A 13,359-nucleotide genomic window follows, 5' to 3' on the forward strand; every position below is an offset into this window, starting at 1 on the left:
TCGAGAAGCTGCGGTCGCTGGNCGCCAACGCCGGCCCGCGGTTCATCGGCGTCCCCTGGACCCGGTCCACGTTCCCGGACGGCAAGCACTTCGTCCTGACCGCCTGGGACCGCACCCAGCGCTGCACCACCGTCTCCGAGGCCGTCATCAAGGACTTCGTCGCCAAGCACGCCAACCCGGATCCGGCCGGGGCCACCTGGGACTCGCCGACCGCCCCCGAGTCGGGCGCGCAGGGCGGCACCCTCGACGTGTCGGCCGACGGCCCGCTGACCGCCCCGGCCGGCGCGAGCGCCGCCACGCCCACCCCGGGCGGGGGCACCATGTCGCTGTCCCCCACCAGCCCGACGCCCGCCCCCTGACCGACGCCCGCCCCCTGACCGAGGCCCGCGCCCCGGGCCCGGCTCAGGCGGCGGAGCCGGTGCGGATCGGCATCAGCAGGTAGCGGAATGCTCCCTCGTCCACGGGCCCGCCGCCGGGACCGCGGACCCCGCCGCTGTCCTTGCCGGTGAGCACGGCCGGCCGGGCGGTGGCCTCGGCCGGGTCGGCAGCCACGAACCCGATGGTCGCCTCGTCGTCCTCCACCGCCCCGAGCCCGTCCAGCAGGTACGACGGGTTGAACAGCACGGACAGCTCGGGCCCGGAGTACTCGACGGGGATCGTCTCGCTGGCCTGGGCACCGCTGCCGTCGCCGGCCTCCGCGACGACCTGGTCCCGGGTGAAGGTGAAACGCAGCGGCGCGGTCCGGGTCGCGACCACGGCTACCCGGCGGACCGCGGCGGCGAGCGCGGCGGTCTGCGCGGTGACCGTGTACGCGGCCGTCTCGGGCAGGAGCTTGCGGTAGTTGGGGAACGTGCCGTCGATGAGCCGGACGATGGTCTGCCGCCCGGCCGCGGCCAGGCCCAGCCGGGCACCCGCCGGGTCGGCGAGGTCGAGCCCGATCACGATCCGGGAGGCCGAGGTCGGCGTGCGGGCCACCTCGGCGAGCACTTTCGCCGGCACGTGGGCCAGGGCCCAGGGATCATCGACGGTCGGCTGCCAGGGGATGGCGCGCACCGCCAGCCGGTAGCGGTCGGTGGCCGCGAGGATCAGGCCGTGCCCGGAGATCTCCAGCCGGACCGCGGTCAGCACCGGCACCGTCTCGTCCCGACCGGCCGCCGGGGCGACCTGGCCGACCGCCGCGGCGAACCCGAGGGTGTTCACCTCGCCGATGGGGGCGGGAAAACGCGGCAGCTCGGGATAGTCGGCGAGATCCATCAGCGGGACGGTGAAGCGCACGCTGCCGCAGCGCAGCACCAGCCGGTCGCCGTCGACGGCGACCTCGACCGTCGTCGCGGGCAGGCTGTGCACGATGTCCGCCAGCAGCCGCCCGGGCACCAGAACCCGGCCCGGCTCCTCGACCGCCGCCGCCACCGGCGCCCGCACGGCCACCTCGGAGTCGAAGGCGCAGACGAGCAGGCCGGCGCCCGGCTGCGGGCCAGCCGCCGGCGCCGCCGCCTCGAGCAGCAGGCCCGTCAGCGCGCTCGGGGTCAGCCCCGGCCGGCTCGGGAGATGCCGGGCGGCCCAGCCGGTCGCGTCGGCGAACACGTCGCGTTCCACGCTGAACCTCATGGGGCCGATTGTCCCCGCCAACGGCCGAAAATCGCCGCATTCACCGATCGGTGTTCGCCTTCGCCCGACTGGCGGCGCGCGGCACGCCCGCCGCCGGGTCGGTGTCGCCGCCGGCGGTCACCACCCAGCTCATCTGTAGGCACAGCCGGCCGTCGTCGCCGTCGGCGCTGACCGCCACGGCCACCGTCCCGCCCGGCCGGGGCGCGGCGGCGGGGGCTGGCGGGCCGGTGATCGCGCGTGCCCAGTCCGGCGGGATCGCCGTGCCCGCCGCGGTGAGCGTCAGGCTGCCTCCGGTGGCGTCGCAGATCAGGGTGAGCAGCGCCCGAGGGCCCGGGATCGCCTGGAGCACCCGCGGAAGCAGCGCCTCGATCCCGGCGCGCACGGACGCCGGGGCCACCCGCAGATCCCCGGCGACCTGGGCGTCGATGCGGACGCCCCGGGACTCCGCATCGAACAGCGCCGCCGCCAGGTCACCGAGGGCAGCGGCATGGCTGGCGACGAGGGTACGGCGGATCATGGCGGCGAACCGCCGGCACCGCTCGCGCACCGCCGGGTCACGCGGGTCGAGCAGGCCGTCGCGTACCGCCGCGAGCAGCGGCAGGACCTCACCTTCGATCATGGCGAGCGCCCGCGCCCGGTCCGTCCGGATCCGGACCTCGGCCTCCCGGCCGGCCGCGAGGCGGGCCTCCCGCCCGAGCGCCCGGGCCGCCGCGTCCGCCGAACGGCGCAGCACCGGACCGCCCATCGCCGCCATGATCTGCAACGCCGCCAGCGCGTTGAGCGCCGAGAGAAGCTGGGCGAACGGCAACGGCCCCGGCACGCCACCGAACACGGCGACGCCGGTGAGCGTGGCGGCCGCACACCCCAGGGCGGCGATCCACTCGACCGCCGGCCGGGACACCGTGACCTGCATGAGCAGCAGCGGCAACACCAGCACCGGCCAGGCCGCGACCCGACTCGCCCCCGGATCGGCGGTGCCGACCAGCGCGGCGGTGGCGACCGTCACCGCGAGCCCGCACGCCACCAGGCCGAGGGACTCGAGCCGGGTGGCCGCCCGGCGGCGCATCCGCCGCGTCACCACGACGACCGCGGCACCGAGTAGCAACCACAGCCCGATCGCGGCCGGCGACGTGCGCAGCCCGCCAGGCAGCACGAGCAGCACCGGCCCGGTGAACGGGTACCAGATCACGGCCGCGACGGCCACGGCGCGGCGCAGGCTGGCGGTGTAGACGCCGCGCAGCTCCTCGGCGGACGCCAGGCCCGGCCCCGCCTCGCCGGCATCCGTGAACGCCCGAGCCGGCACCTCCCCGGCCGCCCGAGCCGGCACCTCGTTGGACGACCGGGCGGAGCGGCCATCGGGCGACCGGGCTGCGAGTTCATCGGGCGGACGGGCGGACCGGGCCCCGGGCAGCCGGGCGGACGGGGCCCGGGGCAGCCAGGCGAGCGGGGCCCGGCGGACAGAGGCCGACCGGGGGCGTCCCGGTGGCCCTCCCGCGGCGCGCGGCTCGGCGGCTGACGCGGTCCGCGCCCAGGTCAGCAGGACCCGGGTGCCGCGGCCGGGGGCGGCGGACAGCCGGACGTGGCCGCCGACCTCGACGAGCCGGGCCTGCACCGAGCGGCTCAGCCCGAGCCGGTCCACGGGCACGGCGGCCGGGTCGAAACCCCGCCCCTCGTCGCGCACCATCACCCCGACCGCTGTCGGGGTGCGGTGCACCGTGACCCAGGCCTGGCCGGTGCCGGCGTGCCGGCGGACGTTGGACAGCAGCTCGGCGGTCGCGGCGGCCAGCGCGGCCGCCACCTCGGCCGGCAGGTCCGGCCCACTGGCGGTGCCCGGAAGCGGCGAGCCGGGCATGCCGACGGTGCCGGTCCGGCCGAGCCGCACCCGCAGCCCGCGCAGCCGGGCGGCGTCGGCGACGGCGTCGAGCCGCGCGTCGAGGCTGCGGGTGGCCGCGCCGGCCGGGCCGTCGAGCAGCCCCTGCACGGCGGCGATGGCGTCCTCGGCCTGGGTCCGAGCGAGCCGCGCGTCGTCGCCACCGCCCCAGGCGATGCCGGCAAGGGTGTTGAGCACGGTGTCGTGCAGGACGCGTTCCCGCTCCCGCTCCGCCCGGGCACGGGCCACGGCGACCGTCTCGGCCCGCTCATGGTCCGCCGCCGCGCGCAGCCGGCCGTCGGCTCTTCCCGCGGTCGCCCGCAGCCGCCCCACCCCGAACCGGACGAGCAGGGACAGGAAGGTGACGAGCAGGACGGAGACGGCGACCCGGCGGTAGGCGCCGCCGGGATCCGAGGCCGCGCCCGCCGCCGTGGACGCCGCCCAGCCCGCGCCGGTGGGCATGGCCGCGGCGAGCCGATCGGCCACGCCCACCCCGCCGACCAGGGCGGCGCACAGCACGATCAGGACGACGGCGAACCTCCGCCGGCCGGTCATCGCGCCCGCGACCAGGGCGGCGTGGGCGCAGCCGAGGTAGACCCAGGTTCCCGCGCCGCCGACGGACACCGCCGGAACGGCGGCGCCGGCGGCGAGCGCCCCGGCCGCACCCGCGCCGACGTTGCCGAGGACGAGCCCGGGGCCGAGCCCGCGGCGAAGGCTCAGCGCCACGTAGCCGAGCCCCCAGGCGAGCTCCAGCACCGCGGCGGCGAGCCCCAGCGGGTGCCCGCCGTACCAGGACCACCAGACCGCCAGGTACAGCGCCGTGGTGAGCAGGCTCAGCACCCGCAGCACGGCGAAGGTGCGCACGACGACGGCGGTGAGCGCGTCCGATGCGCTGAGTGAGGCGCCGAGTGAGGCGCTGACCGGCACGGACATCAGTCTGGCCCGTCGAGTCAGGACCCATCCGACGATCGGCCGCAATAATCGGCCGGGATCGCCCGGATCAGGTGCGGTCGGAGCTGAACCGGACCGCGCCGGCGGTGAGGACCGCGCCCGGGAACACCCGCGCCCCGGCCCGCAGCTCGTTGCCCCGCTCGATGACGGCGCCGTCGCCGACGACCACGCCGTCGAGCACGACGCCGGGGCCGATGACGGCTTCGCGGCCGATCACGCTGTCCCGCACGGTGGCTCCCGACTCGACGACCGCACCGTCGAAGAGCACGGCGCCGTCGACCGCGGCGCCCGCGCCCACCCGGGCGCGCGCCCCCACGGTGGCGCCGCCGCCGATCTTGGCGTCGGCGGCCACGACGGCTCCGGCCAGGACCAGGCAGTCCCCGACCGGTCCGGGCAGCGCCGAGGAGGCCATGCGGCCGGTCACCAGGTCGCGGCTGCCCTGGACGAACGCCGCCGGCGTGCCGAGGTCGAGCCAGTAGGTGCTGTCCGGGTAGCCCATGACCGGCGTGCCGGCGGCCAGCAGGGCGGGGAAGGTCTCCCGCTNGACCGACACCGGCCGGCCCACGGCGATGCTGTCGATCACCGAGCGACGGAACACGTAGCAGCCGGCGTTGATCAGGTTGGTGGGCGGGTCGGGCGTCTTCTCCAGGAACTCGGTGACGCGACCGTCGGCGTCCACCGGCACCACGCCGAAGGCCCGCGGATCGGACACCTCGGTCAGGTGCAGGGTGACCGCCGCGTCCGCCGCGGCGTGCCGGCGGATCAGGGCCTGGATGTCCAGGCCGGACAGGATGTCACCGTTGAAGATCACGACCGGGTCGTCCGGGCCGCCGCGCAGCCTCCCCGCGACGTTGCGGNTGGCGCCACCCGTGCCCAGCGGCTCCGTCTCGGTCACGTACTCCAGCTCGAGGCCGTGGGCGGACCCGTCTCCGAAGTACTCCTCGAAGACCTCCGCGCGGTAGGAGGTGGCGAGCACCACCCGATCAATCCCGGCGTCACGCGCCCGGGCCAGCATGTGCGCGGTGACCGGCACCCCTGCGACCGGCAACATCGGCTTGGGGGCCGACATCGTGAGTGGTCGTAGACGGGTCCCCTGACCGCCGACAAGCATCACTGCGTCCATGGACAGTCAGTGTCGCAGGGCATGGGGTAGCCCTTGGAGACGGATGGGCAGCGGGACCACTACCCGAACGTGCCGCCATGGGCCCGATACTTTCTGTTTAGCCCACCGNCACCGCGCGCGCCCGACCGCCGCCGCGGCTCACCCCCCGGCGGTGGTCCCGCGGTCGGTGAGCAGGTCCGCCGACCGGGTCGCCCTGGCCCCGGCGCTGTCCTTGGCGAAGGCGAGGGCGAGCAGCAACCGGGCCCCAAGCCCGACGCCGAGCAGCAGCCGCAGGGGCACGCGTGCCGGCCCCGGGTACTGCCGGGACAGGTAGCGGAACATGCTGCGGTGGTGGNCCACCACCATCCGCCGGGACGACCGCTTCGTCGAGTGCCCGCCGAGATGCTCGACGACTGCCGACGGCACGTACACCGACTGCCAGGACGCCGCCCCGATCCGCCGGCCCAGGTCGACATCCTCCATGAACATGAAGTACGACTCGTCGAAACCGCCGACCGCCTCGAACGCCTCCCGGCGCAGAAGCTGGCAGGAGCCGGACAGCCAGCCGGCGGTCATCTCCCGCGGGGCACCCCGCTCCCGGCGGTAGGAGGCCGTCCACGGGTTCGTCGGCCAGCACCAGCCGAACAGCGCGTGGCCGATCCCCCGCCCCAACGAGGGCAGGTCGCGGGCCGAGGGGTAGAGGGCGCCGTCCGGGTTGGTGATCCCGGGGCCGAAGGCACCGCCGCCGGGCCAGCGCCCCGCCGCGGCGATCAGCTCGTCCAGCGCGCCCGGCTGGAACGAGATGTCGGCGTTGGAGATCACCAGCCAGGGCGCTGCGGCGCCGGCGGCACCCCGGTTGACGGCGCTGCCGTAGCCGAGGTTGCGGCCCGGGCGCAGCAGCCGCGCCTCGGCGCGCTCCCCCGCCGCGCGGGTGCCCGCGTCGAGCTTCGGGGAGTTGTCGACGATGACGACCTCGTAGGCCCGGGTCGTCGCCTTGGCCACGGAGTCGAGGAACGCTCCGATGATCTCCCCGGACCGGAAGGTCACGACGACGACCCGAATCTCCGGCTCCACACCCATGTCCTCGCCCACCCGTCTCACCGACCCACCCGACTCCACCGACCACCCCTGCCCGCCGGCCTGCCCGCCGCGCCGGCCTGGCCGGCCGAGCCGGCCCGCCATCCGTCCGACCGACACGGCCCGCGCCGCCGTGGTGACGGCGAGCGGCATCGGTGCCGAGGAAACCGTAGCGCGCCCTTTGTGGCGGTCTTCGCCCCGGGCCGGCTTCCCGCGAGAAGCCCATCACGAGGCACGGCGCCGACGGGCAGGCTCGCGCCCAGGGGCCGCCGTCGGTCGGCGGTCGGTGGGCCGGGCGCGCCGCCCTCGGGCCGCTCAGCGCTCGGCGACGGCCCGCGCGTAGCTCGCCAGGTGGGCCTCGGCGCTCGCCGCCCAGGTGAACTCCCGGGCCCGCGCGAGGCCCGCCTGCCCGAGCTGGTCACGCCGCTCGGCGTCGTCGAGCAGGGCGCCCATCTCGCGGGCGATGGAGTCCGGGTCCGGCTGGGTGTAGGCGACGGCGTCCCCGCCGACCTCCGGCAGCGACAGCCGCGGCGTGGTCAGCACCGGCGCGCCGCAGGCCATCGCCTCCAGCACGGGCAGCCCGAAACCCTCGCCGTGCGAGGGGTAGNCCACCAGCGACGACCCGCCCAGGTACCCCGGCAGGTCGGAGAATCGCAGATAGCCGGGCCGGATCACCCGCAGGTGGCTGGGCACCGAGGCGACGGCCGCATCGACGTCGTCGTCCCAGCCCGAACCGCCGGCCAGCACGAGGGCGGGCGGCTCGTCCCGCCAGTGCACCGCCTCGGCCCAGCCACGGATCAGGTTCGGGACGTTCTTGCGCGGCTCCAGCATCCCGAGGAAGGCCACGTAGCGCGCGTCGCCCAGGCCGAGGCGGCGGCGCACCCGCAGCTTGTCCTCCTCGGTCGGCGGGTGGAAGGTCGACGTGTCGACGCCGTGGTAGGCGACGTCGGTGGTGGTCGACTCCCCGTCGAGCACGCGGATGAGCTCGTCCCGGGTCGCCTTCGACGGGACGATGATCCGGGCGGCGCGGCGCACCGCGGTGCGCATCGCCGAGCGGAAGAACGTCCCCTTCACGGCCGTGTGCATGTCCGGCTCGGTGAAGAAGGTGACGTCGTGGATGGTCACGCAGACGGGCTGCTGGGCCCGTAGCGGCATCGTGTAGTGCGGTGAATGGATGACATCGGCATTCACCTGCTCCGCGACCAGTGGCAGTCCGGTCTGCTCCCACGCCAGCCGCGCCGGCCGGTGGGCGATGGCCGCCGGCCCGGACAGAACGGTGGCATGTGGAGCCATCCGGCTGTAGCGTTCCTCGTCCGACCGCTGGCAGACCAGCGCCATGTCCGCACCGGCCGCGCCCAGCGCCGCGACCAGCCCGTCGACATAACGCCCTACGCCACCACGGTCGGCCGGGACCGAAGTCGCGTCGACGAGCACCCGGGGTCCCACGGCGCTCCTTCCCTGACGCGCCACCCTGGCAGGGGTGGCCGCTTGCTTCACGGTGACCGCTTGCTTCCCAACGGGGGCAACACTACGCCCGCCCGTCAGCGGCGACGGACACGGCAGGGGAGCCGCCGACTCGACGGTAGAGCGCCCACGTCGCCTCCGCCGCCGCATTCCAGGTAAATGCCTGTGCACGCGTGCGTCCGGCAGCCGACAGCCGCCCCCGCAGGTCCGCGTCGCCGACGATCCGGGCCACCGCGGACGCCAGCGCGGCGNCGTCGCCGACGCCGACCACCAGCGCCGCGTCCCCCGCGACCTCGACCAGCGCCGGAGCGTCGGAGATCACCACCGGCACCCCGTGCGCCATCGCCTCCACCACGGGCAGGCCGAAGCCCTCCGACCGACTCGGCGCCAGCAGCACCCCGGCGCGCGAGAGCACGACCGCGAGATCCTCGTCACTGATCCGCCCAAGAGTGCGGACCCGGGAGCCGTCCAGACCGTGCCGTGCCGCCTCGGTGCGCACATCGAGTCCGCCCCACCCGGTCGCCCCGACGTGCACCAGCGGCAGGCCTGGATCGTCCGGTCGCCGCAGCGCGGCGAGCGCGGTGTCCAGCCCCTTGCGCGGCTCCAGCGTGGCCAGGGTGAGCAGGTAGCCACCCGGCGGGGGCAGGCCCAGCCGGGCCGCGCGGGCATCGGCGTCGGCCGGCACGCGGACGACCGCCTCGGCCACCCCTTCGCCGATGGCGTGCAGCCGTTCAGGGGGGATCGGCAGGTGCCGGGCCACCTCGGCGGCGACGGCCAGGGTGGGGACGATCACCGCGTCGGCGTGCCGGGCGGCGCGCTCACCCATCAGCCGGTGCCAGCGCGCTCCGTGTGGGGTCAACGTCTCGGGATGGGTCCAGGGGACCGCGTCGTGGATGGTCACGACCAGCTTCGGCCGAGGGCGGCGTCGGTCGAGGGCGTCGCCGAGCGCCGGCGCGACGCTGTGCGCGGCCCACGCGCCCAGGGGCGGCCGCGCCGGACCTCCCGCCGGCCGGCCGGTGGAGTCGTTCGACGAGGGCCACGACCGAGGCTGGTCGGCCGGGGACGAGCCGGACCAGCCCACGAGGGAGCCGTCGGCCAGGGAGCCGTCGCCACGGGAGCCGGGCGGGTCGGTCTCGCGGCGCAGGGACCGCGACCGGTCGGAGGGGCCAGCTCGACCCGAGCCGCGCAGGGTCTCGACCACCGAGCCGGTCACCCGGCCGGCGGTCCCGCCCGCGGGCGGAAGCAGGAGGGTCGGCGCGTGGATGACGTCCACACCGGTCGGCGCCGGGCCGACGCCACGCGACCAGGCCGCGGCCAACGCCCGGCGGGGCAGGCCGAGGCGCAGCGGGCCGAGCACGCCCGGCAGCCCCGCGCCCTCGACGCCGCGCCGCGCGGCGCACCAGCCGACCACCCCGTCCCCCGGCGCGGCGCGACGGGCGAGGGCGGTCGCGAGCTCGGCGGAATAGCGGCCGGTCCCACCCGGAACCGGCGCGAGCAACTGCTCGACCAGGAAGCCCACACGCACGGGTCACAGTCTGCCCCTGCCCTTCGGCGATGCCCGGTTCGGGGGGCGGTCGACCGAACACCGAGACGAGGCGAGCCCCGGCCACCCGGCAGGCGGCGCCCGGCAGGCGGCAGCGACCCCGAGCAGATCGGAGGCGCTCGGCTAGGCCGCGTATTGGGTAGTGATCAAGGTGTGGTTCGGGTGAGTTCTTTGATCCAGATCATGGAGGCGCNGAGGTGGAGGCCGGCGAGGTAGCTGGCGGGGGTCTTGTCGTAGCGGGTGGCGATACCTCGCCAGGCCTTCACCCTGTTGATCGTCCGTTCGACGGTGTTCCGTTCCTTGTACATCTCGGCGTTGTGGCGGACGGGCCGTCCGCCCTGGCTGCCTTTGCGTTTCCGGTTGGCGGCCTGGTCGGTCTTCTCCGGGATCACCGCGGTGATCCCACGTGCGCGCAGGTAGGCACGGTTCGCACGCGAGGAGTAGGCCTTGTCCGCGGCGACCGCGCCGGGACGGGTCCGGGGACGACCGACCGGCCCGCGGACCCGGACCCGGCCCAGCACGGCGGTGAACTGGGGGCTGTCCGCGGCCTGCCCGGCGGTCAGCACGAACGCCAGCGGACGGCAGCGTCGGTCCGCGGCGAGGTGGACCTTGCTGGTCTGCCCACCCCGGGAACGTCCCAGCAACGCCGCGGCTAACCGGGCCTGATGTCGGCGGCGCACCCGTCGCCGTTCGGCCCGCCGGGGATCCTCACCGTCACCGGCGGTGCCGTCGCCGGCGGCGGCATGCCCGTGTTGTCCCTGCGCGCCGCCCCCTTTTCCCGGGTCCGCTCCTGCTCGGCGGCGGCCTTCTCCACCGCGGCCAGCATCTCGGGGTCCACGCGCATCCCGGCAGCGTCATGGTGAGCCCGCACGGTCGTGGAGTCCACGCTGACCAGCGACAGATCGACCTCACCCCGCCGGGCAGCCTCGGCGATCATGCCCTCCAGCAGGGCTGCGAACACCCCGGCATCACGCCACTGCCGGAACCGGTTGTGCACCGTCGACCAGGCACCGAACTGCGCGGGCATCTCCCGCCACTGCCCACCCGTGCGGAACCGCCACAGCACCCCGGCGAACTGCTCCCGCAGCCGCTCGGGATACGGGCCGTACTCGCCGATCGGCAGGTACGGCCGGACGAACTCCCACTCCGCGTCGGTCAACTGCGCCCGTGTCATACCAACGATCTACCGGGCCGGGCCCCACAACCAGGACGAAACCAACCAAGAGATCACAACCAGATACAGGACCTAGCGCTGCCGGCCGCGCAGGGCGGCGACGACCATGATCAGGCAGAACAACCCGCCGAGGAGATACCCCCACCAGCGTTCCCCGTCGGCGGCGTCGGCCGCGGCGCCACCGCCGAAAATGATCAGACCGAACAGCAGCACCGTGAGCAGCGCGGCGACCGCCCGCTGGGCGAGGCGGGAGCTCGGCGGCGGGGGCGGGCCCGTGCGGGGCGGGGGTGGGGTGCGGCGCGAGGGAGGGGTACGGGACGGGGGCGTGGTGCCCGGCGGGGGTGTGGTTCTGGACGGGGGTGTGGTTCCGGACTGGGGTGTGGTGCCGGTCNGGGGTGGGGTGCGCGGCGGGGTGCGGCGCGGCCCCTCACCGGGCCGGGAGCGCCGGGCCATCGACTCAGCTCCCCCGCTTGCGGGCGTGGGTGAGCACCACGCTGCCGGCCGTGTCGGGGGCGCGGCGGTCGGCCAGCGCGACGGCCGGAGAGAGCACCGCCGCCGCGTTCCACCCGGCCCGGCCGCCCTTCGCGGACAACGTGAGGTACAGCCGCTCGGCGCGTTCGCTGCGGAACATGTACGTCTGGCGGACGACGTCCAGCCCGGCGTCGTCGAGCAGCTTCGCGAGGTGCTCACCCGGATAGGTGTGCTTGACGTGGTAGCGCGCGCGATGGCGGTCGAACAGGTCCGGCCAGGCGGTCGCCCGGGTCAGCGCGTCCGCGGACATCACCAGGTCGCCGCCGGGACGCAGCACCCGGGCCATCTCGGCGAGCGCGGCCGGACCGTCGTCGAAGTGCTCGATCGCGCACACCGACATGACGACGTCGAAGGTGGTCGCCGCGAAGGGCAGCGCCAGCGCGTCACCCTCGACGAGTCCCGGATGACCGCGCAGCCGGCGGCCGAACTCCAGCTTGTGCCGTGCCAGGTCGAGGCAGACGGCCCGGGCCCCGCGGCGGGCGGCCTGCCCGGCCCAGTAGCCGTCACCACCCGCCACGTCGAGCAGCGTGCGCCCGGTCAGCTCGCCTGCCCACTCCAGCAGGGTGCCGACCTCGCGGCGGCGCATCACGTGGACCTGGTGACCCACGAAGGCGAGGGCATCGTCACGTACGGGGCTCACCAGTCCGCCTTCCGTTCCGGCCGTTGTTGACGGACAGTCTGNCCGCCATGTGGGCAGCGTTCGCGCCTGGACCCGTCAGATATACCTCGCGTGGTCGTTGCCGGACGCGACGCGACGAGCCGGGCTGCCGGCCGGACCACGGCCGGACCGGGTCGGCTCCGGCCGGCGATCGGGCCCGATCGCCGGCCGGAGCCGCCTGGACGCCTCATCCGCCGCCGGATCCGGCGACGAGCGCGCCGAATACCGCGTCGAGGTAGTTCCCCCAGGCCGCCTGCGGGTCGGGCGGGCTGACCTTCGCTCGGAGGTCGGCGAGCACGCCCGGCTCGTACAGGCGGCGCAGGGCCGCGGCGAGCGCGTCGACGTCGTCCGGCGGGACCAGCAGGCCGTCGACTCCGTCGCGGACCGCTGCGGCCAGGGTACCCACGGTCGTCGCGATCACGGGCAGGCCGTGCAGGTGCGCGAGATCGACGTTCTGCGACGCCGTGCCCGCCCGGTAGGGCAGCACGAGGGCGTCGGCACCCGCGAACAGTCCGGGCACCTCGGCGGCGTCGACGTAACCGGCCCGCACGTCGACCCGGCCGGTCAGGCCGAGTTCGGCGATGAGGCGGGTGGTCTGCGCGGCGTCGCCCCAGAACTCCCCCGCGACGGTGAGCCGGACGTCCGCCGGGCCGCGGGCCAGCGCCCGCAGCAGCACGTCCAGCCCCTTGTAGGGCCGGACCAGCCCGAAGAACAGCAGACTGCGTCGCGGCCGGTCATCCGCCGCGGCCTGCGTGCCGGCCGCGGCCTGGGCGGCGGACTCGGCCTGGGCGGCGAGCTCGGGTGTCTCCGGGCGCCGCCGGGTCGGCGAGGACCACAGGTGCGGGGCCATCTCGGCCACCACCACCGGCACCGGGGTGAGCGTGGCGGCGAGCTCGGCCTGCGCCGGGGTGTGCACGAGCACCGCGGACACCCGCCGCAGCACCGCCCGGATCAGCGGCTCGTCCACCGCGCGCCGCTCGTGTGGCAGGACGTTGTGGCACAGCGCCAGCACCTGCGGGCCGCCGCCACGGCCCCCGGCCCGGCCGCGCAGGGCGGCGAGGATGGCCAGGTAGGCGGGCGCCTGGATCGGGCTGACGACGACCAGCACCACCGCGTCGGCCTCGCGCCCCAGCCGCCGGCCCAGCCGGACCCAGCCGTCGGGCCGACGCCAGGACAGCGGATAGCGGGTCGCGCCGAACGGTTCCATCTCCGGCTCGGCGACACGCTGCACGCCCGGGTAGAGCCGCGCCGGGTACTGGTCCGACCAGGACTCGATCACGACCTGGTGCCCCCGGGCGGCCAGCCGGTGCGCGAGCTCGGTCGTGTGCTGGGCGATCCCGCCCTTGTAGGGGTGGGTCGGGCCGATGACCGCGACACGCAT

The 13,359-nt window shown here is 75.8% G+C and carries 6 protein-coding genes and 9 pseudogenes; 1 reads left to right on the plus strand and 14 read right to left on the minus strand.

Annotation, left to right across the window (positions count from 1 at the left end; translation table 11 throughout):
* Positions 1-22: 22 nt before the first annotated feature.
* A pseudogene (locus UK94_RS47120) lies at positions 23-359 on the plus strand (DUF3105 domain-containing protein); the annotation flags it as partial.
* Between the two features lie 43 nt (positions 360-402).
* Here the strand turns inward: UK94_RS47120 and dnaN are convergent.
* The 14 genes and pseudogenes from dnaN to UK94_RS10645 all read right to left on the minus strand — a co-directional run bounded on the left by dnaN (position 403) and on the right by UK94_RS10645 (position 13,359).
* Positions 403-1,608 (minus strand): DNA polymerase III subunit beta, encoded by a 1,206-nt coding sequence (dnaN, locus tag UK94_RS10595; protein WP_041938884.1) that lies wholly within the window; start codon positions 1,606-1,608, stop codon positions 403-405.
* A 40-nt stretch (positions 1,609-1,648) separates the two neighbouring features.
* Positions 1,649-4,411: a sensor histidine kinase gene (locus UK94_RS10600; protein ID WP_050997015.1), complete on the minus strand. Its 2,763-nt coding sequence runs from the start codon at positions 4,409-4,411 to the stop codon at positions 1,649-1,651.
* Positions 4,412-4,478: 67 nt separating this feature from the next.
* On the minus strand, positions 4,479-4,972 hold a 494-nt coding region (locus tag UK94_RS47125), incomplete at its 5' end, for an NDP-sugar synthase (RefSeq protein WP_235487395.1).
* Between the two features lies 1 nt (position 4,973).
* Positions 4,974-5,286: pseudogene (locus UK94_RS47130) on the minus strand (sugar phosphate nucleotidyltransferase); the annotation flags it as partial.
* A 1-nt stretch (position 5,287) separates the two neighbouring features.
* Positions 5,288-5,552 (minus strand): annotated as a pseudogene (locus UK94_RS47135) (sugar phosphate nucleotidyltransferase); the annotation flags it as partial.
* 138 nt (positions 5,553-5,690) lie between these two features.
* Positions 5,691-5,886, minus strand: a pseudogene (locus tag UK94_RS47140) (glycosyltransferase family 2 protein); the annotation flags it as partial.
* 1 nt (position 5,887) lies between these two features.
* Positions 5,888-6,611: pseudogene (locus tag UK94_RS10610) on the minus strand (glycosyltransferase family 2 protein); the annotation flags it as partial.
* A gap of 312 nt (positions 6,612-6,923) precedes the next feature.
* The coding region (locus tag UK94_RS47145; RefSeq protein ID WP_235487399.1) for a glycosyltransferase at positions 6,924-7,215 on the minus strand (292 nt) is incomplete at its 5' end.
* Between the two features lies 1 nt (position 7,216).
* Positions 7,217-8,054: pseudogene (locus tag UK94_RS10615) on the minus strand (glycosyltransferase family 1 protein); the annotation flags it as partial.
* A gap of 82 nt (positions 8,055-8,136) precedes the next feature.
* Positions 8,137-8,323 (minus strand): annotated as a pseudogene (locus UK94_RS47150) (glycosyltransferase family 1 protein); the annotation flags it as partial.
* Between the two features lies 1 nt (position 8,324).
* A pseudogene (locus tag UK94_RS10620) lies at positions 8,325-9,597 on the minus strand (glycosyltransferase family 1 protein); the annotation flags it as partial.
* 212 nt (positions 9,598-9,809) lie between these two features.
* A pseudogene (locus tag UK94_RS32375) lies at positions 9,810-10,789 on the minus strand (IS5 family transposase); the annotation flags it as partial.
* 457 nt (positions 10,790-11,246) lie between these two features.
* Positions 11,247-11,960, minus strand: a complete 714-nt coding sequence (locus UK94_RS10640) for a class I SAM-dependent methyltransferase (protein ID WP_011602451.1) — start codon at positions 11,958-11,960, stop codon at positions 11,247-11,249.
* Between the two features lie 205 nt (positions 11,961-12,165).
* Positions 12,166-13,359 carry a glycosyltransferase family 4 protein gene (locus UK94_RS10645; RefSeq protein WP_011602450.1) on the minus strand — a complete coding sequence of 398 codons (1,194 nt, stop codon included), beginning with the start codon at positions 13,357-13,359 and terminating at the stop codon, positions 12,166-12,168.

Origin of the sequence: Frankia sp. AvcI1 (genome assembly GCF_001420875.1) — a bacterium.
Taxonomy (GTDB): domain Bacteria; phylum Actinomycetota; class Actinomycetes; order Frankiales; family Frankiaceae; genus Frankia; species Frankia alni.

Coding starts and splice junctions, on each gene's coding strand:
- dnaN (WP_041938884.1), bottom strand. CDS start 1,608: ATGAGGTTCAGCGTGGAACGCGACGTGTTCGCCGACGCGACCGGCTGG.
- UK94_RS10600 (WP_050997015.1), bottom strand. CDS start 4,411: ATGTCCGTGCCGGTCAGCGCCTCACTCGGCGCCTCACTCAGCGCATCG.
- UK94_RS10645 (WP_011602450.1), bottom strand. CDS start 13,359: ATGCGTGTCGCGGTCATCGGCCCGACCCACCCCTACAAGGGCGGGATC.